Origin of the sequence: Edaphobacter sp. 4G125 (assembly GCF_014274685.1) — a bacterium.
Classification (GTDB): domain Bacteria; phylum Acidobacteriota; class Terriglobia; order Terriglobales; family Acidobacteriaceae; genus Edaphobacter.
Genome location: NZ_CP060393.1, coordinates 573,480 through 595,805 on the forward strand (window position 1 = coordinate 573,480; position 22,326 = coordinate 595,805).

Consider the following 22,326-nt stretch of genomic DNA (forward strand, 5'->3'; position numbering starts at 1 on the left):
AACCTTTCGTGGTGTTTTCGTGAGGTTTTTATGAAGGAGGCTACGAAGCAGATTCCATTCGCTGATGCGATCCGAAACTTTCTTGATCGGGGATATAATTGGCACGCTCTTCCTGCCATGGGGCATGGTTGGCGCTGTGGCTCGACTATGGATTCCGCTGCAGAGCAGCGGTTATCGGCGAAGGTACGCTGATGATCTACCGCTTCGGAGACTTCGAGCTTCGCGAAGAAGATTTCTCTCTCATCCACAATGGATCGCGTGTTGCGCTTGAGCCCAAAACTCTTTTGGTTCTGCTCCATCTGGTTAAACACGCGGGGCATCTGGTCGAGAAAAGCAGCCTACTGGACACCGTATGGGCAAATACCTTTGTAGAAGAGAACACCTTAGCGCGGGCCATTACCGTCTTACGTCATGAACTCGGCGATAGTCCACGGGATCCCAAGTTTATCCAGACGATTCCGACCCGTGGCTATCGTTTTATCGCCGCTGTGGAGGCGCAGGCGGCCCTCTCCTCGTCCGTACCGCCAGTAGCAGATACCTTTATGCAGCCTGCTACTACCGCGAGTACCTCATCGAACCCGCAGCCGATACGCAGGTGGCTGCCAGAGATGGTTGCTATCGCCGTGCTTTTTGTCCTCATCGCTACGGCGTTCATGTTTTTCTGGCCGTGGCATAGAACGAATGCCGTTGTGCGCCCCGCATTGATCTCGATAGCCGTGCTTCCTATACAGAATCGTACCGGGGAACCGTCGCTGGATTATGTTTCGGATGGAATGACGCAGAACACCATCCAGGCTTTGGCAGGTATTTCCGGCTTGCGCGTTATTGGAAGCACGACGGCCTTCCACTTTCGAGATACCACCCAGGATGCGCAGAGCATCGGACATACGCTGGGAGTCAATGCGGTCCTGGTGGGGCGGCTGCAACGAAACCAGGACAGACTGGTCCTGAATATGGAGTTGAACCAGACGAGTGACAACACAATTCTTCTGAGCCATCAGTACTTATCCGATCTCGCGAACCTTCGCGATGTACAGGCCGACCTTCTTCACGATACTTTGCAGGCGCTTTCATTTGATACTGCGAGGCTCGGTGGCCAATCTCCACTTCGTCCACACACGGACAATCCGGGAGCGTACGAGGAGAACCTTCGTGGAGAGGCGCTTATCCGGACTGATTCCCATCAGGCATTCCGTGAGGCGATTGGACATTTCCAGAACGCCACACAGATGGATTCTCAGTTCGATCGCGCATGGTCCGATCTCGCTGCGGCCCATCTCTTTTTGGGAATCTATTATGAGTCGCCTCTCGATCACATGCCGATTGCGCGGCGTGCAGCTCAGAGGGCGCTTGAACTTAACCCTTCTCTGCCGGAAGCTCACGGCTCATTGGGTGTGATCGATCTGCTTTACGACTGGGACTCTGCCAGCGCTGCTTCTGAGCTCGAAAAGGAAGGAGCTTTGCGTTCAGCAATGAGTCTCCTTGCCTGTTCTGTTCATCTACGCGAACAAGCCGGGCAGGCTCGTAGCGCAGAAGAGGAAGTACGCCGTCTGTTATCGTACGATCCTCAGTCAGAGATGCTGATTTCGGAGTTGGGATGCGCAGCTTACTACGAGCATCACTTCGATGATGCAGTCCGCTCCTACCGCTCCGCGATAGAACTCGCTCCCAGCTCACCGTTACCTTATCTCGGGCTGGGGCGATCCTTGACGGAACTCGGACACGATCAGGAGGCGGTAGAAGTGCTGGACTCTTTTGCAAAACGCAATGGATTCGCTCCACCAATTCTTCTTGCCGAATCGGGCTATACGTGTGCTGTTTCAGGCCATCCGGATGCTGCTATGCAGCGTATGCATGCACTCGAAAAACAGGCGAAATCCATGTATGTGGACCCCTATCTGTTCGCACTGATCTATCACGGACTCCACGACCACGATCAGACGATCTTCTGGCTCAAGAAAGCGGCTGCCGTCCATTCTGCGCTTCTGTTCTCCGTTCTCAGTGATCCGATGTGGCAGAATGCCCAAGCAGATCCTCAGTTTATGGCCATCGTCGAAACGATGAAGTCCAAAAGCAATTGAACCAGCAGGCAAAGGGCGCGCGAGTGTTCTGATTTACAGCGCCATTGCTTCGGAATGTTGCTCAGGATGACACATTAAATTTTTTTTCAATTCATATATACAGCGTATAGGTTTAAGTATACAGTGTATACGTGGATGACAAGAGCACAACTTCGCAGCAGATTTACCAATCTGCGCTTCATATTCTTGAGGCTGAGGGACCCCAGGCTGTAAGTATGCGTCGCGTGGCCAAAGAAGCCGGCATCACCGCCATGGCCATCTACCACCACTTTCCCAGCCGCGAGGCTCTTCTGGACGCAGTAGTGCAATCTGAGTTCGAGAAGCTCGTTGAATTCTTTGGCCGGTCGAATGGAAAGCGTAGTTTTGAAGCGGCGATGATTCACATCATGGATGGGTATATCGATTATGCCCTCGCCCATCCGCGCATCTTCGACTACGTTTTCGCGGCTCCTCGCCAAGGAGCCCGGCGTTTTCCTGACGACTTCCGCGCGCGGAAATCGCCGACCCTGAATCTTACGTTCGACGTCGTTTCTTCTTGGATCAAGCTCGGCAAGCTCAAGCGCGATGATGCCTGGGAGATCTCGATGGAACTCTGGGCGCTCGCTCACGGCTACCTCGCGCTTTGGAGAGGAGGCCGATTCGATTTGCCGGAAGACGAATTTCGCAAGCTCGTTCACCGTTCCGTTCGGAGGTTGTTGTATGGATTGGCACGCTAATTCTCTACGCCGTGCAACAGTGATTTTAGGTGCGACTGTGTTGACGGCAGGCGCGTTCTTTTTGTCGTTCGGGTTTCATCGCGTTTGGTGGCTGGTGTGGCTCGCGCCGCTTCCTGTGCTTCTGGTGGCTCCGAGGCTGCGCATTTGGCAGACATTCACCATTGCTCTGGTTGCACGCGCGCTCGGGACACTCAACGTCTGGAACTATCTGTACCACGTCGTTCAATTCCCGCTCTGGCTCGTATTGGTCACGGTTCTGGTTCCGGCAGCTTTGTTCGCTTTAGCGGTAGTGTTCTATCGCGGGCTGCTGCGGAACGATCATCCATGGCTCGCCACGGTTGCATTTCCTGTGACTATCGTGGCGGGGGAGTATCTTTTCAGCCTTTCCCAAGGCACGTTTTTCAATACCGGTTACACACAATTGGAGAACCTTCCTGTTCTCCAACTTGCGGCGATTGCAGGCCTTTGGGGAATCAGTTTCAGCGTCAACCTGTTTTCGTCCGGGACGGCTGCACTCGCTTCCGTGCCATCCAAAGAACGCGTTCGTATCGCTGTTACTCTCGCTGTTTTTTATGTCGGTATTTTTTCCTACGGTGCGATGCGCCTATACACTACGCCTCAAGACTCACAATCAGTTCTTGTTGGGCTAGTTGAAACTCACGCCGGACCGAATATCTTTCCTGCGGACGCCCAACCCACGATGGCCCTGATGCAGGAGTATGCCGCTCAGGTTGAGCCGCTCGCTGCTCAAGGTGCACGGTTCATCGTATTCCCTGAGATGTCAGCACTGGTTCCCGACTCTACTTTGTCCCAGGTCGACGAACTCTTTCAGCGTGCAGCGCGCGCCGCGAATGTGCAGATTCTTCTCGGCGTGCTTCACATTACCAATCACGCGGGCTACAACGAAGGCCGACTTTATTCCTCGACAGGCGAGATCGAGACGGTCTATCGCAAACATCACCTGGTTCCCACGTGGGAGAGCCGCAGCACGCCGGGTACTGAGTTATCGGTGCTTCCTCAGCCAGTGGGAAGAATCGGTATCGAAATTTGCAGGGATATGGACTATCCCGAGTTGGCTCGCCGCTATGGGAAGCAGCAAGTAGGACTCGTCCTGGTACCTGCCTGGGACCAAGGAGTGAACGTCGATGCCGCCTGGCACGGACACCTGTCTTTGATGCGAGGTGTAGAAAACGGCTTCACCATGGTGCGCGATGCGAAGGATGGCCTCCTTACAGTCAGCGATGATCGCGGCCGCATTCTTGACGAAAAGCCAACCCGTTCCGACGGAGCTTTGGTCACTATGCTGGCCACCGTTCCGGTGCATCATGATTCCACCCTCTATCAGAAATGGGGAGACTGGTTCGCGTGGGTGGACCTTATCGCATTGGTTGCGTTGCTTGCGTTCTGCGTGGCCAACCTGAAGCAATCGGCTACAGTCGCCGGATGAGTGCTAGATGTAGAGGTATCGCTGCGGCTTCTGGAATGAGCGATCGCGTCCTGATCCTCTGAATAAATAAAGGCGCCCGGTCAATTGAGCGTATTCTCGCGAAAGCACACATCGAGGTTGACTTGCTACCAAGAAGTCAATTTGCCGAACGTTGTGTTTTGTCTGTTAGCATGCCAGCCATGAATAAACTCTCCCCATTTCTCTGGTTCGACGACAATGCAGAAGAAGCCGCTGAATTTTACCTGAGCATATTTCCACATGCGCGCAAGGTTGGTGAGCTGCGTTCTAAAGGAGTTGGTCCCTGGCCCGTGGGTAAGATTGCTACGATCACGATCGAGCTTGAAGGGCAGGAGATGGTTTTCATGAACGGTGGTCCTGCGCATCCGCTTACTCCAGCGATCTCGTTTTTCATACGCTGCGACACGCAGGAAGAGATCGACGACTACTGGGACAAGTTGATGGCAGGTGGCGGGAAACCCATGGCCTGCAGTTGGCTTACCGATCGTTTCGGTTTGTGCTGGCAGATCGTTCCGCGCAATATCGAGGAACTGATCAACCACCCAAAGGCTATGGAAGCCATGATGGGAATGATCAAGCTGGATCTGCATGCGCTTGAAGCGGCTGCGCGCGACTGACAGGCTTAATCTGCAAACAGATGAACATGGAAGCCAGGCAGCATTGGAGGAGTCCATGGAAGACGAAGAGAAACGAATACGTGAAGCTCTGAATGCGCACTGGCAGGCATCAGCAGTCGGCGATGCAAGCGCGGAACACGACATCTACGATAATGATGTCATTTGTGACTATCCCCAGTCGGGCGAGCGAATCCTCGGACGAAGTAATTTGCAGGCTTTGCGGAGCCATCATCCCGGCAAGCCGTCAGGTTTTAATGTCAAAAGGATTTTTGGGAAAGATGACCTCTGGATCACGGAATACAGAATCACCTACCAGGGGAAGCCTGCATACACTGTGAGCATTATGGAGTTCTGCAACGGTAAGGTCGTGCATGAGACGCAGTATTTCGCGGATCCCTTCGAGGCACCGGCCTGGCGAAGCCAATGGGTTCAGCCGATCGCATGATGCCGGGTTTATGGTTCGAGCACTGGTTTATGTTCCAGTATCGGTAGCCGACCTTTCTGTGCCAATTCCATTTTCGGTTCGTGCGCCCCTTGATGGCTGGTCTACACTACCAATGACGGCTCTCCGTCAGACCTTCTCTGGCTCGATGGGGAACGCCTGAGGACTACCATGCAGCAGTCCCTGCCTACCGGAGTTCCTGCTCTCGCTGTTCCCCACTTCTATGTCATCGGCCGTCAGCCGCTCCGACCCGGTGCCATCCTGCTCGCGATTGTTGTGGCTTTCGTTGCGCTCTCTTCGGTCCTCTATGCTTTGAGTCACACCGGACACGTGCATCTCGTCTCCGACAGCTCCGGTGTTGCGCGTTCGGCGGGCGCTACCTCGGGAGCGGATCAGAGAGACGAGGATGACGATCCCAACCAGATTGATACCATCGTTCTCGGTGATCCTGCCGATGCTCCAGTACCAGCGCGCAAGGGCGATCACGTTAGTCCTGTTCATCCTTTTGTGATCGTTCACCTGCCGCGCTTTGGCGAGCAGGTCGGGCTGATTCCTGATACTCCCTCTGGTCACCTGCTCTATAACTGGCTTGCTGCTTTCAATCAGGCAAGCTATCCCGCGCTTGGGAACGCTTTACCGAATGTCGCGCTCGCCTCCGCGACTGCTGCACAGATGGAGCTTCGGCAACAGACCGGGGGGTTTACTCTACTCTCGGCGAAAGAGGTCCAGCCTGGGGTGCTGGTCTTCCGGCTCCGCGATCAGACTCCGGCGGCGACTGAGGTCCTGGGCACGCTGCAGGTGATTCCAAACTCGAATCCTGCTGCTATCGCGAGCTTCAGCCTACGTGCAGTTCCCTCACCTCACAGGGCTGTTGGGAATCCATGACAATTTGAAATGTCCAGGGATTCTTCGCCGCTGCGCGACTCAGAATGGCGCGGCGTAAGAGAATGCTGCTGCCACGACAAACTGCAAATCCTTCCCATTCGACTCGCTCAGGGCAGGCTCTGCGACATTGCTTGGCAATGCCTCCGCTCAGGATGACACTTCGTTGGTAGCCTTTGAGCCGAAGAGGGTGTGGCGTAGCAACACGGCGATTGCGCAGGCCATCAGGAAGAACATTGGGCCGGTGAAGAGGAAGCGGTCGAGGGCCCAGCGGTTGTCGAAGAGAGCTGGCGTCTGAGCGTTGAGGGTTCCGAAGAATCGGGCAGTGCGGCCTACGGTGTTGTTGCTTCCAATGACGCTGGCGTTGCGTGATTGCCAGGTAAAGAAGCGGATCAGGAAGGCGATGGTGACGGGAAGCCACGCTAGGTAGATTGCCGGGATGGAATCTTGCTCTACGACTCGGGAGAGGCCGGGTGCGATCTCGATAACAGCTTTTCGGAGACGACCGAAGGGGATGAGGCCGAGGATGAATCCGGAGACAGCAAAGATAGGAAGGAAGTAGTTGAGGAGAAAAACTGCCTGGTTAAGGTTGGACCAGTGCATTTTGGTCGCGACTGCCCAGGTGGGAAGGACGAAGATCCAGGCGAACTTGATGGCAAGTGTGGCGACGAGGATGTATAGAAAGAGGCACTTGGCGCACCAGGTGACGATACGAGACATGGTTCAAGGTGTAGCACAGTTGCCGGCGAGGTGGATATTCCTGTTATTCGGTGCGAAGAACAGGTTTGATGTCTATGACGGGTGTGCCGTCGATCGCTTCGAGCGGGCCTACTTTTAGCCCATCTTTTTTGTTGATCTCAAAGACAGTGACTTTGTGCATTCCGATCGGGTTGGGGCGATCGGGCGAGCGTGTAGCGAAGACTCCGGTGAGCGGATTGGCAGCGTTGTTGCGCGGATGGGTTTTGAGCGTTGCACGGTCGGCAAGATGGAGCCAGGTGAAAACGAGGATTTCTGCGCCGGTGCTTAAACCGTCGATCGCTTCAATAAACTCTGATGAAATTTGCAACCAGGCATTTGGGGAGCCCTCGTTCCCTTGTCGTGGAGCGTTGCGGCGATCGGTTAGCTCAGACCGGACAACTCCAATGGGGTGAATTGCATAGGTATCGGATTGAATCACAAGGTTGTCTCGCTCGTTGTCGCGGTTAGCAGGTTGATCTAACAGATTAGGAGGGTATATGGAGAGATGCACCCCCATGGGGAGTGGCGCTCGCAGGCAAGACCGAATTATACTGCGCTTAGCAAACACAGAAATTGTTCTGTGACAGGCGAGTGAGGTGCGTCTTCAGCCAACGCTGGATAGACAATTCGCTCGGGAGTGCTCAAGGAGCTCCGCCGGGAGGACCGCCGGGCGGGGTGGAGGAATGGCGCGCTGTGTCCCGCGTGCTGAAGAGTCCGGGTCCAATAGTTCGGGCAGTATTCGATGATCTGGTAACAACCTTCTTTCCAGCCGATTGCAGGGTCTGTGGGGGACCGCTGACGAGCGCTGGGCGTTCTCCTTTATGCGATGCATGTGTGAACGATCTGCGCGAGCAGACAGGGGCGTTGTGTTCCTGCTGCGGTGAGGCGCTCGATCTGGATGGTCTCCGATTCACGCAACAGTTTGAGAACAATAACGTCTTGTGCACGCCTTGCAGGATGGTTCCTCCGGAGTTTGAGCGGGCTGCTGCATGGGGTGTTTATAGCGATGGGATGCGTGAGGCGATCCATCTACTGAAGTACGAGAGAGTAGAGGGAGCTGCGAAGCCGCTGGGTGAGTTGCTGGCCCGGGTAATCGAGACGATGTATACGGCAGGAATGGGACGCGATCTCGCAGTAGTCGCAGTGCCGCTGTCTGCGACCAAGCAGCGGAGACGTGGGTACAACCAATCGGTGCTGCTGGCCGATGAAGCGATGCGGAAGCTGAGACGCCGCGAAGAGTGGCAGTTGAAGATTGCGCATGAAGCGATGATTCGAGTGCGCGAGACGGAGAGCCAGTTTGGATTGAGTACCCATGCGCGCAGAAGGAATCTGCGTGGGGCCTTCGAGGTGATCGATCCTGCGGTTGTGAACGGGCGAGAGATTTTGCTGATCGATGACATTTACACGACTGGAGCGACGGCGCGGGAGTGTGCGCGGGTGCTTCGCAGGGCTGGAGCCACAAAGGTATGGGTAGCGACGGTGGCTCGGGCTCAGAGAGAGATGGTTGCAAGTTGGGATAGAGGAGCGGAGGCAGCTGCTGGGTGGAATTTAGACCGGCAGATACGAAGGATGGATTGACCGGAGGGCAGGACGATGCAATCGAGTAAGTTTCGCAAGCAAGGGATGATCGGGAAGCGGCACGCGGGACATGTGGCGATCAAGACCGGACGCGTGCTGACCGGGGTGGAGGTGCGGGCGGGGGTCTTTCGCCAGCCGGCGATGCAGACTCCCGTGCTGGTGCTGAATGCATCGTATGAGCCGATCAATATCTGCGGAGCGCGACGGGCGCTGGTGCTGGTTCTGAAGGGAGTCGCGCGCACCGAAGAAGAGCAGGGACAGATGCTGCATGCGGCGCGAGTACAGGTCCCAATGCCGAGCGTGATTCGCTTGCTGGAGTACAGGAGGATTCCGCATCAGACTCGAGCGCTCTCGCGAAAGAACATTCTGCTGCGCGATCGCAACTGCTGCCAGTACTGCGAGACAGTCCTGACCGCTGCGGAGTTGACGCTGGACCATGTGATTCCTCGGTCACGAGGCGGTACTTCTACGTGGGAGAACCTGGTGGCCTGCTGCCATGATTGCAACCGCAGGAAGGGCAATTCGATGTTGCATGAGTTGACGGACATGAAGCTGAAGCGCGAGCCGCGACCGTTTTCGCTGCATACTTCGCGACACATTATGCGCATGATCGGAAGTGCGGATGCTGCGTGGCGGAAGTATCTCTACTTCGAGCACACGGAGCCGGCAGCGTAGGTCAGAGCGCTGTTCAGCGGGATTTCGGCATCAGTAGAGTGATGTTCCCGTAGACAACCTGCGGGGTGTAGTGTGCATGGATGTAGTTATCCAGCGCGGTGACTCCGCTGGAGTATTGGCTCTGGTTGGGTTCGATGGTGTTGTCCCAGGTGGAGTTGAGGACGATGACAGGCGGATCAAGACGCTGCATGGAGTCGATGATCTGGTTCTGGATGGGGCGCGTGGTCTGGACGCCGGGGTGGAGATCGTACCAGCGGGTAATGGACCGGCGCGCGGAGAGGAAGTAGAGGCGGACATCGTTCCAGAAGATGCGATCATGGCGTCCGTCGCCAACGTAGATAGGCTGGTCCGGGGAGCTGCGGCGATCGATCGCTGTGACAGCCTGGGCGACCGTGGGCTCAATGAGGATGCAGCGGGCACGGCTCAGCTCGGCCGATGGATGGCAGCGGTGATAGAAGGAGTCGGGTGCGTTTGGGTGAACGGTGTCGTGGAGGTTGAGCCGGGCGAAGCCGACGAGATGCGAAAGTACCGGCAGCGTGCAGAGTGCGAGATAGGCAGAGGTGATGTAGAGCGAAACCGTGATGCGCCGGTCGAGTTGCGAGAGATGTCCGAAGAGGACGGCCAGCACAGTGAGGCAGACGATGATGCTCTGAATCATTTGGACTGGACCTACGCGAATGAGCCCTTTAACGAAGAAGAGCGAGGCCAGGAGAAACAGCAGAGAGAAAGTCTGACGCTGCCACGTTGTGGGAAAGATGCGGGACTGCCGTGAGGTGAGCAGGCAAAGCAGTGCCGTAATCATCAGCAGGATAGGGAAGAAGACGATCAGGGATTCAACGGCGATTCGCCCATCCCACGAGAAAGGATGATGGAGCTGTTGCAGAGTTTCTGCAGAGAGAAATGGCAGACTTCGGACCTTGGGATAGATCACTCCGGGAACATAGAAGAGATCGTAGAAGAGGTTCTGAAAACCTGCATGCCATAGGATGACGCCATAAACCGGCCCGGCGACAAGGACGACACCCGTGAGATAGATCAGGAGTTGTTTCCCGAGTATGGCGAGAAGTTCGCGAGGGGGCGTTCCAGTGCGGCTCTGTACGATGATCCAGATCATCATCAATAGTTCGGCAAAGCAGATGTAAAAGCCAGAGTCGTGACGAAAGATCGTTGCGACGCTTACAAATAAGCCTGCCCAGAAGAGAGGATGCATAGAGTCGCGGGATTGAAGAAAACGGCTGAAGAAGATGCAGCTGATGAGTGAAGCCAGCATCGCAGGATAGACCGGAAAGTTATAAGCCGGGTAATAAATACAGGCGAGCCAGATGATGACAGCTGCAAAGGCAGCGAAGGCCCATCGTGCAGGTGTGAGCAGACGAGCCAGCACGAAGCAGGCGCAGGCAATCCCGGCGCGGATGATTGCGTCATAAAAACGCCCGGTAAGGATGCTGGTTCCAAAGATTTTGAAGAATCCTGCGAGGAGATAAAACTGCGCTGGACCATACATGGTCCAAAAATCCCGATACGGAAGGTCGCTGTGAAGAACCCGGTCAGCTCCGTAGAGTGAAAGGAACTCATCGTAAGGACCACAGGTTCGTTTGAAGGCGATGACCTGGATGAGAAGTGCCAACAAAAAGAGTCCACAGAGCGTTATTGCGTTCTGGAACGCGGGAGAGCGGTTTTGAACGACAGAAGGGCTGCTGGTTGTAGACGTTGCGATCAAACAGGAAGCTCCATGGTGTGCGAAGGGCCTGGCACATGCTTAGGTGCAGATTCGGGCTCAGGGATAGCACGGGCCATGGCGCGGCCAAGACGTACGCTTTCAGCAATGCCACGATCCTCTGGATAGTAGTAGCAAGTGTCGGCGATCTGTAATCCCGCGATGGGAGTTTGAACTGGAGGAATCTTCGAGGCGAATCCGGGTTCGCATATGGGTTGTCCATAGCGAAGACGGGCGACATGTGTACCGAGGATGTCAGCGGAGGTGAGGTTGGGATTGAGTCTCTGGAGACAACCGAAGCTTTCAGTCAGGAGACGTTCTTCTGGCCAGGAGAACTTTTCGTTAGTAGTGGGCATGTAATAGGGAACATAGACGATGGAGTTGTCGAGATCGCGGCGCAGGTTGGAGAGCTCAACGACCCCTGGAATCGTGAGGTTAGGGACGGAGACGTTGACCCAGAAGTGCGAGGTGGCGGGTCGACGCAGCTTGAAGACAACACAAATGACTCCGATGTTCTGGATCGCGCGATAACGCTGCTTCCAATCCTCGGGTAAATCGGGGACCATGTCGGCGATATAAGGCGTCGGCATCGTGGAGATAACGAAATCGCCAGAAAAACTGCGTTCAGGGGTATCAATGCCGGTGACTCGATTGTTCTGTGTGGTGACACGCTGTACAGGGGATCTGAGGTGAAGCTTTCCGCCTGCGGATTCAAAAGAGCGCACGAGAGCGTCGATCAGAGTTTGGGAGCCTCCCTCGATGTAGCCGAGTTGCTCCTGCATGATGCTGGAACGTGAACGACCGATACGGCGGATGCGCGTCCAAATCCAGGCGGCGGAGATGTTGTCGGCGTATTCGTAGAACTTGAACTCCAGAAGTGTCTTCCAGAAACGTCGATAGGCGTCTTCTCCGCACCAACGGATGATCCACTCCTTGGCGGACGTATTCTCAAGCTCTGGCCATTGATCGCGGCGAGTACTGATGAAGGCGAGCAGCCCATAACGCAGTTTGGAGATGAGGGGTGCGTTGGGAAGGCGGAGCAAGGCAAGCGGGTTTCCCCAGGGATGAAGCTGTCCATCGGTATAGAACCCCATGGTGGTGGTTTGCCAACGGAGGCTGTCCTCCAGCCCGAGCTCGCGAAGGAGGTCGAAAGTTGGGTAGTCTGTGCGGCAGACGAAGTGGTAGAAGCGTTCGATGGAATCGCCATCGAAGTTGAAGTGTGCGGCCATGCCTCCGGGTTCTGGAGCAGCCTCCACCAGGTCGACCTCATGGCCGTCGCGAATCGCCTGCCAAGCTGCAGCAAGGCCCATGACACCAGCACCAATCACAAGGACTTTCGCCATAACGAAACCTTTGTTCCAAGGTAGTAAAGTGCCCACTTACGGAAATCGAACAATTCTGGAGGCCGGAATCAAGTGGTGTCGTCAAAAACTCTTCTAGGGGAGGACTGCCAGGTGCTTGATGGATGCCAATATGACCAGTCTGGAGTTGGATGCAAATCAGGGAATTACGGTTTGCCTTGCAGGTTGCGATTTATGATGGTGCAGGTTATTGAATTGCTTAACAAATCGGTCTGTGGAGGATGAATGCAAACCAATAAACGAAAACAATGGAGCGCAATTCTTTTTGGTATCGCTGTAGTTGTTCTGGTGTGGCATTCGAAGACTCCCACGGAGGCCGATGCGGTAATGGCCGCTTCAAAGCTGGCAGCAGCAGGCTCGGGAATTCCGGGCGCGGCAGGCGCAGCGGGATCAAGCTCTGGTCCGCACATTGCTGGTTGCCCGATTTTTCCTGCGGACAATGTGTGGAATACGCCGATCGATGCTCTGAAGAAGGACAAGCACTCCGATGACTATATTCAGCGGATGGGACCGGCGCTGGTGATTCATCCCAACTTTGGATCTGAGCCTACGAACGGCATTCCAATCACGATTACCAAGTCAAATCGTGCGCGGATTCCGATTACGTTTACCTATGGAGATGAGAGCGATCCCGGACACTATCCCACTCCGGAGGGTGCACTTGTCGAGGGAGGATGGAACTCACCTGAGGACTCAGACCGGCACGTGATTATGGTGGATGAAGGGCGTTGCGTGTTGACCGAACTGGGTGGCGTGGTGAAACAGAAAGACGGAAGCTGGGGTGCGGGAGCAGGCATCAAGATGGATCTGACCAGCAATGCGCTGCGCGCCCCGGATAAAACTTCGACGGACGCGGCGGGGTTGCCGGTAATTGCGGGTCTGTTGCGATACGACGAGGTTGCTTCCGGGGAAGTCAAGCACGCGATCCGGTTTACGACGCCGAAGACGCAGAGAGCCTATGTGTGGCCGGCACGACACTTCGCTTCACGGCTTACTGACCCAAGCTATCCTCCAATGGGGCAGCGGTTCCGCTTGCGGGCCGATTTTGATATCTCCGGCTTCTCCAAGGAGAACCAGGTCATCCTGAAGGGATTGAAGAAGTACGGCATGATCCTGTCGGACAATGGCGGACCGTGGTTTATTATCGGCGAGCCGGACAAGCGATGGAGCGACAGCGACCTGGCTAAACTGAAGAGCATCAAAGGCGAGAACTTTGAGGCAGTCGATGAGTCTGACTGGCAGATGCTGGCCGATTCAGGGCGCGTAGACCCGGTTGCTTTGCGCTAAATCAAACGAAGGTGGTGGGAGAGAACGATGGCATACACCGAGAGTTATACGTGTGACGTCTGCGGTAACGCGAAAGAATCGGATGGATGGTGGCTGGCCTGGATCGATTGTTTTCCGGGCCGCTCTCCGGAGGAAGATCAGCCGCTGATCAAATTGACGCGATGGCAGTCGTACCATGCACATTCGGATGGCGTGAAGCACCTGTGCGGAGCACGGTGCGCAGGAACCCTGATGGATCGGTGGATGATGGAGCAGCATGCCGATCCTGACGCACACTGCGCGACGTAGAAAAGCCGGCCAGTCTGCGATGACATGTTGCGGGACAGTCGCAGGCTAGTCTTTATTAATTTAGTGAATAAAAAGTTATCTCTGACTTGACAGGAATGTATTGTCCAGTTATTTAACTAATAAGTTAATTAACTTTAAGGTTAAATAATTGGACAACTCTCTTGATCGAGCGTTTGCAGCCCTGGCGGATCCAACGCGGCGAGCCATTCTGGCGAAACTGACGCTGGGAGAGACTTCTGTGACGGAGCTGGCCGAGCCGTTCGAGATGAGTCTGCCTGCGATCTCGCGACACCTGAAAGTGCTTGAGAAGGCGAAGCTGATTTCACGGGGTCGCGATGCGCAGTGGAGACCTTGCCGGATCGAACCGCAGGGATTGAAAGAGATTGCCGAATGGATGGAACATTACCGTCGCTTCTGGTCCGAGAGCCTGGACCGGATGGAACTTTACGTCGCCAAACTGCAAGCGGCGGAGAAGACAAAGAAGAGAACGAACCGGAAGCAATAGCTTGTGAACTCAAAAATTGATTGAGGAGTCGAAGATGAGCAGTGCCGGTCTTTCGAAATTGCGGTTAGAGCAAATGCATCAAGTGTTGTCCGGACACATCGAGCGCCAGGAAATGCCTGGATTGGTTGCGCTGGTGAGCCACGGTGATGAGGTTCATGTGGAGGAGCTTGGGACGCTGGCGTTCGACACCAAAGGTGTTCAGTGATTTCTGGACATTGGCCTATGCAGCGATGGAATAAAGAGAAGTCGCGAATTGAATTACGAAAGGACGAGAGTATGGCAGTGGAGAAGGTTATAGATATGACAGATCGAGAGATTTCGGATACGCGAATCGTGGATGCCACGCGGGAGCTGTTATGGACGATATGGACGGAACCTGAGCATGTTATTCAGTGGTGGGGGCCGGAAGGTTTTACCAACACAACCGAGAAGATGGATGTGCGAGCGGGCGGGGAGTGGAACCATGTGATGCATGGTCCGGATGGCACGGACTACATCAACAGAATTGTCTATCGCGAGGTGGTTAAACCGGAGAAGCTGGTATTCGATCACATCTCGGTTCCATATCACCGCACAACGGTTGTGTTTGAGGATATCGGTGGCGGGAAGACGAAGCTGAGCTTCCACATGATCTTCGATACGACGGAGGAGAAGCGTTATGTCGCAGAGAAGTTCAAGGCGGAAAGCGGCTTGAAGCAGACGCTGAATCGTATGGAAGAATACCTGGCTAGACAGTAGCCCACCCCCCAGGGGGTGATTCGCGTAAGAAGCCTGGTTTCAGCATTTTATGAAATTTGAACAAGGTAAAATATAGAAACCAAGCGGTTTAACCCTAAAAATATAGATTCCAAAAGAGTTATCCCCCGTGTTGGTAACGGGGGATAACTCTTTTGTCTTTCGAGCTGTTTTAAGAGTAGCAGGTGGGATGGGGTGATTTTGCAGATTTTTGTGACTCTATCTTGTTTGGATTGAAGTATTTGTAATTTTTGGGGGCTTGACAGGTTTTTCGCTCCAGTCAGGCGGCTTCGTCGTCGAACCTGGAGCACCCGTGCAATCGTGCGATGAACACAGGGACTCTTCCCTTTCGATTCGCTCAAGGTCAGGTATTTGGGGAGAGAAGCAGGTTCCTCGACTCCGCTGCGCTATGCCTGGAATGGCACCTCTAGAGATTCCACATGACACCCTCATGAATATGAAACATGTGGATAGACATAGGACAGATGTGAGATGCCGGTGCTCCCCAAGGAATGAGAAGATGCATTAGAAACACTTCACAGGAGAAGGAAACGATGAAGAAGCTGTATTCACTGATGCAAAAGCGCGGTCTTATTCTGGCCGGGGTTATCGCGGTCTGTGCTTCGGGCAGTGCGTTTGCCCAGAACAAGGCCATCGACTTTAAGCCGGGCAATCCTTTTAGTGATGGAGTCGTTGCGGGCAATACGCTTTATGTTGCCGGTCAGCAGGGTCCGGATGCGAATGGGAAGGTCACCGGAACCGACATCACTGTGCAGACGCGCAACGCGATTGCTGCGGTGAAGAAGGTGGTGGAGAAGGCCGGCTTCAAGATGTCGGATATCGTCTCTGTGACGGTGTATGTGACGGACCTGAACGATGTGAAGAAGATGAACGAGGTCTACATCAAGGATATGCCGGACCCGAAGCCAGCCCGCGCGACAGTGCAGGTTGCAGGTCTGATCGGCGGAGCCCGGATCGAGATCGCCGCAATTGCTGTGAAGCACTAAGCAATCGCTCTGGTGTAGAAAAAGCCCTCCTCGCGGAGGGCTTTCTGCTTGTAAATGTGAAGAGGAGGTGGCGAACTAGCCTTGCGATTCGCCCTCTTCTTTCTTGCCGAGAAAGTTTTCGAGCGCACCCTTAATGGCGTCAGTACCCTCGAAGCCTGCAACCGCTGCGGCACCTTCCTCGAGGATATTTGCGTTCGGGTTCAGCTTCTTTACGCCTTCAATGGCGGCTACAGCACCTGCAACTTTTTCTGCTTCGTCCATCAAACCCATGGAATGTCTCCTTCCGAATTGACTGAACCGTACCCTGACCTGAGGGTAGGGGGAGAATCATAAATGAACATTGCTGGATTTGAATATGAGGCTGCCCTGGCGATGGTCTACGTCTGCCTATCCTGCTGAATCAGTTCGTAGTAGCGGGATTCGGGTGCGGCGCAGGAATGACAGAGGATGCGGCCTTTGGGATCGATAGCGTTGCGGTCGTAGTTGATCCCTTCGCCGCAGAGAGCGCAGGCGATGCGAGCGGATTTGTAGCCCGGCATTTCGCGGGGATGGATGGGGACGCGGACCCACTGCTCGTGAAAGAGTTCAGCATCGGGAAGCTCGCGATAGGCGAGCATCTGTTGCTGGTTCTTGTTTTCGATCTGTGGGTAAAGCTCGCGGGCACGTTGCTTGGAGGACTCGAGCGCCGAGATGCGGATGCCTTTGTAAGCGGGAGTTCCATCGGATTGCGGCGCGAGTTGGTGGTTGAGGTCGACGAAAGTCGCAGCCATCTTTCCCCAGTCGCGGAACTTGAGAGCGCGTTTGCCGAGACGGCATCCGGTGACGACGGCAATGGCGTCGGTGGCGCAGCGGTCGATTTCGACGAAGGTGACGAGGCGTTTGCGGTCGGTGGTGCGGGGTTCGACGATGCCGAGGCGCTGACAGCCGAGCATAGCTAGGCGGACGCCGAGGATCTGTCCGGCGCAGAGATGGCCGTGGGCGAGTTCGGCCTGGCGCATGAGATCGTCGAAGGATTCCATGAAGAGATGATACGGGGGATGCGATATTGTTGCAGGGGGCCGCTGAAGTAAGAAAACAGCCGTACGTGGAGGGAATCGTGGGCGTCTTATGGAAGCACTTTGCGCTGGGATTCAGCGCCCTGTTACCGTTGGTGAATCCGCTGGGATCGGCGCTGGTGTTTCTGGGAATTGTGGGGCTGCAGCCAGCTTCGGTGTACCGTTCGCTGGCTCGTCAGATTGCGGTGAACATGGTGCTGTTCTTCGCGGTGATTGAGCTGATCGGATCGTACCTGCTGTCGTTCTTCGGAATCTCACTGCCGATTGTGCAGCTTGCGGGAGGCGTGGTGGTGGCAGCGATCGGTTGGGGAGTGTTGAACCAGCCCGATGCCGAAGATGCGAAACGGACAGCAAGTATTCAGATCGCATCCACGGAAGACGATGCGCAGCAGCGATGGGGAGCGAAGACGTTTTATCCCCTGATGTTTCCGATCACAGCGGGTCCAGGATGTCTTGTCGTCATGCTGACGTTGAGCGCGCACACGATGGAGGGAGACAGCCTGACTGAAACTGTGCTCGCGCGCATTGGGTTGCTGCTGGCAGTCGTGTTGTTGAGTGTGTTGGTCTATGTCTGCTATGCATCGGCTCCTAAGCTTGCGTCGAAGATCTCTCCTGCAACAACTCATGGAATTCTGCGTGTGATCGCATTCATCCTGCTATGCATCGGAGTGCAGATCGCATGGAAGGGGTTGGAGTCGTTGATCAAGCCACTGCTGATGCTGCGGAGTTAAAGGCCTCTATGAGGCAGGAGCGATCGTCACAACGACCTTGCCGTGGCCGGAACGATGAGAGGAAGAGTTGGAGTAGATTTCCGCAGCCTGAGAGAACGGAACGGCGGCATCGACGAAGGTGACGAGTTTGCTGGTATCGATGAGTGCGGCGATCTCCATGAGCTGGCGCTGGTGCGGTTTGACGATGAAGAAGGCGTGTTGAATGCGTGGGTCCTGAGAGGATTCCTTGTCGGAACTGATGGTGACAGCAAAGCGGCCGGGTTTCAGGAGAGGGAAGGAACGGAGAAGAGCATCGCCGCCTACGGTATCGAAGACGATGTCGACGGGCTGAGAGATGGCATCTTCGAAGCGGGTGGTGTGATAGTCGATGACCTCGTCGGCTCCAAGGCGGCGGACGAGGTCGAAGTTGTGCGCAGAGGCGGTAGCGATGACGTGGGCTCCGTGGAGGTGCGCGATCTGCACGGCGAAGATCCCAACCGCTCCTGCGCCTCCGTGGATGAGGACGCGATCGCCGGGATGAAGGTGACCGTGCTCGAAGAGTCCCTGCCATGCGGTAAGGGCGCTGATGGGAATGGTCGCGGCCTGAATCGGTGTGAGTGTGAGAGGGGCAGGAGCGATGGAAGAGGCCTCGGTGAGGCAGTACTCTGCGAGCGCACCGGCGGCGAACCAGTCATTCATGCCAAAGACAGCCTGGTCGAGGGTGAAATCATGGGTGCCTTCACCGAGAGCAGCGACGGTCCCGGAAAATTCATGGCAGGGGATGGCACCCGTGCGCGGCTGGCCGGATGAAGTGTGCGTTGTGGGATACCAATCGAGCTCGGTCGGAGTGATGGCGGTAGCAGAGATGCGGACAAGAACCTGTCCGGGACCGGGCTGAGGTGCGGGGACGGTGGTTTCAATCAACCGGGGCGAGGCGTTGGAATCTGCAAGGCGCAAGGCTTTCATGAAAGGCTCCAATGCTGGCAAGATGCAACGAGGCTGATGTTATTTACGCAGAGCGCGACGAATCTTTTGATCGGTGTTGTATTGGCTAAGAGCGTACACGGCCCAGATGGTTGCCGGAATCCAACCAAGAAGGGTGACCTGCAGAACAAGACAGATCATTCCGGCGAAGGGTCGCCCGATGGTAAAGAAGGTAAGCCAGGGAAGTAGAAACGCAATGATGAGTCTCACGATAAGCCTCTCTTCAGAGGAAGTGTCTTATTTTGTTTTAGATGCTCGACAGGGCGCAAGGTTACTGAAAGTGAAAAGACCCTGCTCGCGCTGTTAGATTCAGTTTCTTACTGTCTTCGTTGTCTTTTGATGTTTGTACCATCAATGACGATACTTCGCCTTACGGTTGATGCGACAGATTGCGATTGAAGGTTTTGTGTTGGTAGCTTTGCGGGAGCGATTGGTGTGGGTTTGGTCATCGATCCGCTGGAGGCGTTACGGGCGGAGTAGTCCGGCTTAGTTTGAGGTGTGTGAACGAACCGCAGGTCCTTCGACTTCGTAGTTCGCAGAGAAACGCGCACCACTCCGTTCAGGATGACAATTTTAGGTGAATCCGCAATTAAGGTAAGTCGATGGACACAGCTTTTGGCCAGCCGTCAATTGCTGTCATCGTTGTCCCCCTCTTCGATGATGGAGGAGGTCCCGACGACATCGTAGGTCGTGGCCTGTCCCCCGGTGGGCTGGATGGTGACGCGCAGGGGGAGGCGCTCCCATTTTGCGGACTGGCAGACAGGAATGAAATGGTTGGGCTCGGGCCAGCGGCCAATCGCTTTTTGTACTACAGGACGGCGAGCTCCAAGTTGGGCGACAACGACGTAGAGATTTCCGCCTCTGGTCGTGGTATTGGTGCCACAGTAGGCAGCATAGTCGCGGAACCATATGGCATCGGAGACCAGAGGATCGAAGTTCGGAAGATGCAGAGCGGTGATGTGGCCGGTGACGCGGTCAACCGTGATCCAGGGACCGGGTTGCCAGATCCAGCGCGGGGCAGAGTCTGAAGGCAGAGCATCGTTGATGCGTAGAGCCCGCCGGATCGCAAAGGTTCGATCGGTGATGTCGTGCGTTTCGCCGGTTGTCCACTCTTTTTGACGGCCATCGATGATGAGGGGGCGAACTTTGATGGTGGAAGTCTGGTCGAGTTTTTCTTCCGGGGTGGCATCGGGCTGGGTGTAGGAGACGCGACGCGCTGCTCCCAGGGCCACGGTGTGGATCTTTGGGCCAGCAGAAAATGCAGGCGTGGACAGGAAGACAGGGATCAGGCAGAGAAATCGCGCAGGGAATCTCAAGTGCATTTCCAGTAAGAAAGGATATAAAGCAGAAATCCAGTGAAAATATGTACGGCAGCGTTCAGAGAAAGTGGGGACATGGTATCCAAATTGGGTTTGGATGTGGAGAGATGTGCCTGCCACTTTCGTGGAAGGTGGAACAAAAGGGGTTACAGAGGGAAGAAAATTCATCGGAAAGGGAAAGAGCTTCCCGAGAGTGTTGAAGGAGATTCAAAAACTGTGGAATTCCCTGTGAATGTTGGTTAATTCGCAGTGTGCCGCGGAGTAGTATCGTTGACAACAGGGTGCGTCGCAAGATGTGTACCCAGATGGAGCCCGTAGAGGGGTCATCTCCAGCAGTGAGGAAAGGAATAGAGACAGATATGTGGAAACCGAATCAGCCGGGAAGCAATAGCCCCTCCACCCCAGAACCGTCGCGGCCGACTCCGCCATCGCCGAGCTACGAGGCTCCGCGTGCGGCAGCACCCAGCACGACCAATGCCGCTCCTGGAACGGGCGAACAGGCGACGATCGGCAAATCGCTGGTTGTTAAGGGCGAGGTAACAGGTTCTGAGTCACTGTACATCGACGGCAAGGTGGAAGGAGCGATCAACCTTCCGGGCAACCGCGTTACCGTAGGGCGGAATGGCCAGGTGGCGGCGAACATTGTCGCTCGCGAAGTCGTGGTGCTGGGCAAGGTGCGTGGCAACTGCCAGGCCAGCGACCGCGTGGATATCCGCAGCGAAGGTTCGCTGACAGGCGACGTGATTGCTGCGCGCATCTCCATTGAAGATGGTGCTTTCTTCAAGGGCGGCATCGATATCCGCAAGCCCGGCGGCACCGATCTGAAGGGCGGAACCGCGCAGGCCGCGTCGACGACAGAGCCAGCAGCAGTCCAGGCCTAAATTGTTTGTTTGAAAAAGTGGCTCCCTGCGCGGGAGCCACTTTTGTGTTTAAAGGTTTCGCGCGATGGTAAAGATGATGGCAACTGCAAATGCTGAGTAGAGGATCGTCTGCGGAATCCGCGGGCATTGGAGCGGCTTGCGCGCAAAGATGATCCAGCCGGCGATTACAGGAAGGCTGAGCGTAGTGAGCGCATTGAAACGGAGAGCTTCCAGCAGATGCCCGCGAAGAAGTGCGGCGATTGCGCGCGTGGTTCCGCAGCCAGGGCAGAGAATGCCGAGGTAGTGATGAATGGGGCACTGCGGATAGAGGAACGCATACTGTTCGGGCGGGAAGCGCAGAAGTAGTATGACGATAAGAGACGCGGAGATGATTACGGCGGCGAATAAAAGACTGGAGCGGCTGTCCTGATCGGAAGTCTTCACTCCGGGTGCCGGAATATTAATCCTCCGTGCAGCTGTATCCATGACGATTTAGAACCCGCTGCGATAACGAAGTGCCTGTTTCATGGCATTGATGCGATTGAAGTGGTACTGGAAGTAGAGCCCGCCAAAGAAGAAGGTCATGATCGGACCGAGGCGAAGTCCGACGGGGTCTGCGCTGTTGTAGTGACGCTCCAGTGAATCGCGCATAGAGAAACGGTAGAGGATCACCAGAACAAAGACTGCGATGCTGATGAGGGCGGAGAGCAACGAGGGGTGACGATGGCCAGTGTGCAGCATCATCATATTCGCTCGCATGGAGACGCCTCCATTGAGGAACGACAGAATTGCGTAGCCAATAAAGTACGGGAAAGCCTTTGTTTGTGGTTCGATGCGCTTCATCCAGAGCACCTGGACGAAGTCCCAGATCACGGAGAAGAGGCCGCAGGTAAAGATCGTAAACAGTAGGACCAGCACCCAGTGAAGATTAGGGGGATCGGGATAGGGCGAGACTGCATAGCCGCCGGGCTGCTCATACGCGGCGACAGGAGGGACATACGCAGGCGGGACGGGCGCTCCGGGAAAGGGCGTGCCTGCGGTTGCCGGGTTGAGAATCTGTGCGACGGGAATCCAGTCGGCCATCTCGTCGGATTTCGCAAGGTCGGTGAGGAGGATGTTGCCAGTCGTGACGTATCGCTGCAGGTCCTCAAGAGTATAAGGACCGTAGGTCTGGCCAGCGCGAGAGATCATGTAGGGCATGAGGTGACTCCTGGTATCTGCAAGACAGATGAGAACACGGCAGAGCCGTCAAAACAAATACTTTCGGCGAGTTCCGTTAATGATTGAGGTGGGCAATGAGGGCA

Annotated in this window: 27 protein-coding genes; 16 read left to right on the forward strand and 11 right to left on the reverse strand. The window is 55.4% G+C overall.

Translation table 11 applies throughout. The annotated features are described in order from the left end of the window. Positions 1-98: 98 nt before the first annotated feature. From H7846_RS02370 to H7846_RS02395, 6 genes are all read left to right on the forward strand, one after another. The gene (locus H7846_RS02370) at positions 99-2,081 is read left to right on the forward strand and encodes a winged helix-turn-helix domain-containing protein (protein ID WP_186694956.1); all 1,983 of its coding nucleotides are present in this window, start codon (positions 99-101) and stop codon (positions 2,079-2,081) included. 131 nt (positions 2,082-2,212) lie between these two features. Beyond that, positions 2,213-2,797, forward strand: a complete 585-nt coding sequence (locus H7846_RS02375) for a TetR/AcrR family transcriptional regulator (RefSeq protein ID WP_186694957.1) — start codon at positions 2,213-2,215, stop codon at positions 2,795-2,797. Continuing rightward, positions 2,781-4,244 carry a nitrilase-related carbon-nitrogen hydrolase gene (locus H7846_RS02380; RefSeq protein WP_186694958.1) on the forward strand — a complete coding sequence of 488 codons (1,464 nt, stop codon included), beginning with the start codon at positions 2,781-2,783 and terminating at the stop codon, positions 4,242-4,244. Before H7846_RS02375 ends, H7846_RS02380 begins: the two co-directional genes overlap by 17 nt. Before the next feature lie 179 nt (positions 4,245-4,423). Further along, entirely contained in the window at positions 4,424-4,879 is a 456-nt protein-coding gene (locus H7846_RS02385; protein WP_186694959.1) for a VOC family protein, read from the forward strand. A 55-nt stretch (positions 4,880-4,934) separates the two neighbouring features. Next, positions 4,935-5,324 (forward strand): nuclear transport factor 2-like protein, encoded by a 390-nt coding sequence (locus tag H7846_RS02390; RefSeq protein WP_186694960.1) that lies wholly within the window; start codon positions 4,935-4,937, stop codon positions 5,322-5,324. 168 nt (positions 5,325-5,492) lie between these two features. Beyond that, positions 5,493-6,206 carry a hypothetical protein gene (locus H7846_RS02395; RefSeq protein WP_186694961.1) on the forward strand — a complete coding sequence of 238 codons (714 nt, stop codon included), beginning with the start codon at positions 5,493-5,495 and terminating at the stop codon, positions 6,204-6,206. A 147-nt stretch (positions 6,207-6,353) separates the two neighbouring features. Here H7846_RS02395 and H7846_RS02400 read toward each other — a convergent pair whose 3' ends face one another. Together H7846_RS02400 and tsaA are read right to left on the reverse strand one after the other, a co-directional pair. Beyond that, the gene (locus H7846_RS02400; RefSeq protein WP_186694962.1) at positions 6,354-6,923 is read right to left on the reverse strand and encodes a hypothetical protein; all 570 of its coding nucleotides are present in this window, start codon (positions 6,921-6,923) and stop codon (positions 6,354-6,356) included. A 43-nt stretch (positions 6,924-6,966) separates the two neighbouring features. Next, positions 6,967-7,380, reverse strand: coding sequence for a tRNA (N6-threonylcarbamoyladenosine(37)-N6)-methyltransferase TrmO (gene tsaA, locus H7846_RS02405; RefSeq protein WP_255460796.1), 414 nt, complete (start codon positions 7,378-7,380; stop codon positions 6,967-6,969). 395 nt (positions 7,381-7,775) lie between these two features. Here tsaA and H7846_RS02410 point away from each other — a divergent pair, with 395 nt between their 5' ends. Beyond that, positions 7,776-8,519: a ComF family protein gene (locus H7846_RS02410; protein WP_186694964.1), complete on the forward strand. Its 744-nt coding sequence runs from the start codon at positions 7,776-7,778 to the stop codon at positions 8,517-8,519. 15 nt (positions 8,520-8,534) lie between these two features. Next, positions 8,535-9,194 carry an HNH endonuclease gene (locus tag H7846_RS02415; RefSeq protein WP_186694965.1) on the forward strand — a complete coding sequence of 220 codons (660 nt, stop codon included), beginning with the start codon at positions 8,535-8,537 and terminating at the stop codon, positions 9,192-9,194. Between the two features lie 13 nt (positions 9,195-9,207). On the opposite strand, the gene H7846_RS02420 is transcribed toward H7846_RS02415, so the two are convergent. Next, a complete protein-coding gene (locus H7846_RS02420) occupies positions 9,208-10,914 on the reverse strand; it encodes a hypothetical protein (protein WP_186694966.1) in 1,707 nt (568 codons plus the stop codon). After that, positions 10,911-12,254 (reverse strand): NAD(P)/FAD-dependent oxidoreductase, encoded by a 1,344-nt coding sequence (locus H7846_RS02425; RefSeq protein ID WP_186694967.1) that lies wholly within the window; start codon positions 12,252-12,254, stop codon positions 10,911-10,913. The genes H7846_RS02420 and H7846_RS02425 overlap by 4 nt, the downstream gene beginning before the upstream one ends. A gap of 243 nt (positions 12,255-12,497) precedes the next feature. On the opposite strand from H7846_RS02425, the gene H7846_RS02430 reads away from it, so the two are divergent. The 6 genes from H7846_RS02430 (at position 12,498) to H7846_RS02455 (ending at position 16,094) form a co-directional block, all read left to right on the forward strand. After that, positions 12,498-13,559, forward strand: coding sequence for a hypothetical protein (locus tag H7846_RS02430; protein ID WP_222597538.1), 1,062 nt, complete (start codon positions 12,498-12,500; stop codon positions 13,557-13,559). 27 nt (positions 13,560-13,586) lie between these two features. Beyond that, complete coding sequence (locus tag H7846_RS02435; protein ID WP_186694968.1) at positions 13,587-13,847, forward strand: hypothetical protein; 261 nt, start codon at positions 13,587-13,589, stop codon at positions 13,845-13,847. 148 nt (positions 13,848-13,995) lie between these two features. Then, positions 13,996-14,352 carry an ArsR/SmtB family transcription factor gene (locus tag H7846_RS02440; RefSeq protein WP_186694969.1) on the forward strand — a complete coding sequence of 119 codons (357 nt, stop codon included), beginning with the start codon at positions 13,996-13,998 and terminating at the stop codon, positions 14,350-14,352. 34 nt (positions 14,353-14,386) lie between these two features. Beyond that, a complete protein-coding gene (locus H7846_RS02445; RefSeq protein WP_186694970.1) occupies positions 14,387-14,557 on the forward strand; it encodes a hypothetical protein in 171 nt (56 codons plus the stop codon). Positions 14,558-14,652: 95 nt separating this feature from the next. After that, positions 14,653-15,090: an SRPBCC family protein gene (locus H7846_RS02450; RefSeq protein ID WP_186694971.1), complete on the forward strand. Its 438-nt coding sequence runs from the start codon at positions 14,653-14,655 to the stop codon at positions 15,088-15,090. A gap of 551 nt (positions 15,091-15,641) precedes the next feature. After that, positions 15,642-16,094, forward strand: a complete 453-nt coding sequence (locus H7846_RS02455; RefSeq protein ID WP_186694972.1) for a RidA family protein — start codon at positions 15,642-15,644, stop codon at positions 16,092-16,094. Positions 16,095-16,169: 75 nt separating this feature from the next. Here H7846_RS02455 and H7846_RS02460 read toward each other — a convergent pair whose 3' ends face one another. Further along, positions 16,170-16,364 (reverse strand): hypothetical protein, encoded by a 195-nt coding sequence (locus H7846_RS02460; RefSeq protein WP_186694973.1) that lies wholly within the window; start codon positions 16,362-16,364, stop codon positions 16,170-16,172. Positions 16,365-16,471: 107 nt separating this feature from the next. After that, positions 16,472-17,092: an FmdE family protein gene (locus H7846_RS02465; protein ID WP_370561324.1), complete on the reverse strand. Its 621-nt coding sequence runs from the start codon at positions 17,090-17,092 to the stop codon at positions 16,472-16,474. A 98-nt stretch (positions 17,093-17,190) separates the two neighbouring features. Here H7846_RS02465 and H7846_RS02470 point away from each other — a divergent pair, with 98 nt between their 5' ends. After that, positions 17,191-17,880, forward strand: a complete 690-nt coding sequence (locus H7846_RS02470) for a MarC family protein (protein ID WP_186694975.1) — start codon at positions 17,191-17,193, stop codon at positions 17,878-17,880. A 6-nt stretch (positions 17,881-17,886) separates the two neighbouring features. On the opposite strand, the gene H7846_RS02475 is transcribed toward H7846_RS02470, so the two are convergent. The 3 genes from H7846_RS02475 to H7846_RS02485 form a co-directional block, all read right to left on the reverse strand. Next, positions 17,887-18,825 carry an NADP-dependent oxidoreductase gene (locus H7846_RS02475; RefSeq protein WP_186694976.1) on the reverse strand — a complete coding sequence of 313 codons (939 nt, stop codon included), beginning with the start codon at positions 18,823-18,825 and terminating at the stop codon, positions 17,887-17,889. A 39-nt stretch (positions 18,826-18,864) separates the two neighbouring features. After that, the gene (locus H7846_RS02480) at positions 18,865-19,053 is read right to left on the reverse strand and encodes a YqaE/Pmp3 family membrane protein (RefSeq protein ID WP_186694977.1); all 189 of its coding nucleotides are present in this window, start codon (positions 19,051-19,053) and stop codon (positions 18,865-18,867) included. Between the two features lie 416 nt (positions 19,054-19,469). Then, the gene (locus H7846_RS02485) at positions 19,470-20,165 is read right to left on the reverse strand and encodes a hypothetical protein (RefSeq protein ID WP_186694978.1); all 696 of its coding nucleotides are present in this window, start codon (positions 20,163-20,165) and stop codon (positions 19,470-19,472) included. A 356-nt stretch (positions 20,166-20,521) separates the two neighbouring features. Between H7846_RS02485 and H7846_RS02490 the strand changes: the two genes are divergently transcribed. Continuing rightward, positions 20,522-21,043 carry a bactofilin family protein gene (locus tag H7846_RS02490; RefSeq protein WP_186694979.1) on the forward strand — a complete coding sequence of 174 codons (522 nt, stop codon included), beginning with the start codon at positions 20,522-20,524 and terminating at the stop codon, positions 21,041-21,043. 48 nt (positions 21,044-21,091) lie between these two features. On the opposite strand, the gene H7846_RS02495 is transcribed toward H7846_RS02490, so the two are convergent. Continuing rightward, positions 21,092-21,508 (reverse strand): DUF2752 domain-containing protein, encoded by a 417-nt coding sequence (locus tag H7846_RS02495; protein WP_186694980.1) that lies wholly within the window; start codon positions 21,506-21,508, stop codon positions 21,092-21,094. Positions 21,509-21,514: 6 nt separating this feature from the next. Further along, positions 21,515-22,222: a DUF4339 domain-containing protein gene (locus tag H7846_RS02500; protein ID WP_186694981.1), complete on the reverse strand. Its 708-nt coding sequence runs from the start codon at positions 22,220-22,222 to the stop codon at positions 21,515-21,517. Between the last annotated feature and the right edge of the window lie 104 nt (positions 22,223-22,326).

Coding starts and splice junctions, on each gene's coding strand:
- H7846_RS02395 (WP_186694961.1), top strand. CDS start 5,493: ATGCAGCAGTCCCTGCCTACCGGAGTTCCTGCTCTCGCTGTTCCCCAC.
- H7846_RS02435 (WP_186694968.1), top strand. CDS start 13,587: ATGGCATACACCGAGAGTTATACGTGTGACGTCTGCGGTAACGCGAAA.
- H7846_RS02495 (WP_186694980.1), bottom strand. CDS start 21,508: ATGGATACAGCTGCACGGAGGATTAATATTCCGGCACCCGGAGTGAAG.
- H7846_RS02385 (WP_186694959.1), top strand. CDS start 4,424: ATGAATAAACTCTCCCCATTTCTCTGGTTCGACGACAATGCAGAAGAA.
- H7846_RS02485 (WP_186694978.1), bottom strand. CDS start 20,165: ATGCACTTGAGATTCCCTGCGCGATTTCTCTGCCTGATCCCTGTCTTC.
- H7846_RS02465 (WP_370561324.1), bottom strand. CDS start 17,092: ATGCGCCAGGCCGAACTCGCCCACGGCCATCTCTGCGCCGGACAGATC.
- H7846_RS02475 (WP_186694976.1), bottom strand. CDS start 18,825: ATGAAAGCCTTGCGCCTTGCAGATTCCAACGCCTCGCCCCGGTTGATT.
- H7846_RS02390 (WP_186694960.1), top strand. CDS start 4,935: ATGGAAGACGAAGAGAAACGAATACGTGAAGCTCTGAATGCGCACTGG.
- H7846_RS02425 (WP_186694967.1), bottom strand. CDS start 12,254: ATGGCGAAAGTCCTTGTGATTGGTGCTGGTGTCATGGGCCTTGCTGCA.
- H7846_RS02500 (WP_186694981.1), bottom strand. CDS start 22,222: ATGCCCTACATGATCTCTCGCGCTGGCCAGACCTACGGTCCTTATACT.
- H7846_RS02430 (WP_222597538.1), top strand. CDS start 12,498: ATGCAAACCAATAAACGAAAACAATGGAGCGCAATTCTTTTTGGTATC.
- H7846_RS02380 (WP_186694958.1), top strand. CDS start 2,781: ATGGATTGGCACGCTAATTCTCTACGCCGTGCAACAGTGATTTTAGGT.
- H7846_RS02490 (WP_186694979.1), top strand. CDS start 20,522: ATGTGGAAACCGAATCAGCCGGGAAGCAATAGCCCCTCCACCCCAGAA.
- H7846_RS02415 (WP_186694965.1), top strand. CDS start 8,535: ATGCAATCGAGTAAGTTTCGCAAGCAAGGGATGATCGGGAAGCGGCAC.
- H7846_RS02400 (WP_186694962.1), bottom strand. CDS start 6,923: ATGTCTCGTATCGTCACCTGGTGCGCCAAGTGCCTCTTTCTATACATC.
- H7846_RS02460 (WP_186694973.1), bottom strand. CDS start 16,364: ATGGGTTTGATGGACGAAGCAGAAAAAGTTGCAGGTGCTGTAGCCGCC.
- H7846_RS02455 (WP_186694972.1), top strand. CDS start 15,642: ATGAAGAAGCTGTATTCACTGATGCAAAAGCGCGGTCTTATTCTGGCC.
- H7846_RS02445 (WP_186694970.1), top strand. CDS start 14,387: ATGAGCAGTGCCGGTCTTTCGAAATTGCGGTTAGAGCAAATGCATCAA.
- H7846_RS02450 (WP_186694971.1), top strand. CDS start 14,653: ATGACAGATCGAGAGATTTCGGATACGCGAATCGTGGATGCCACGCGG.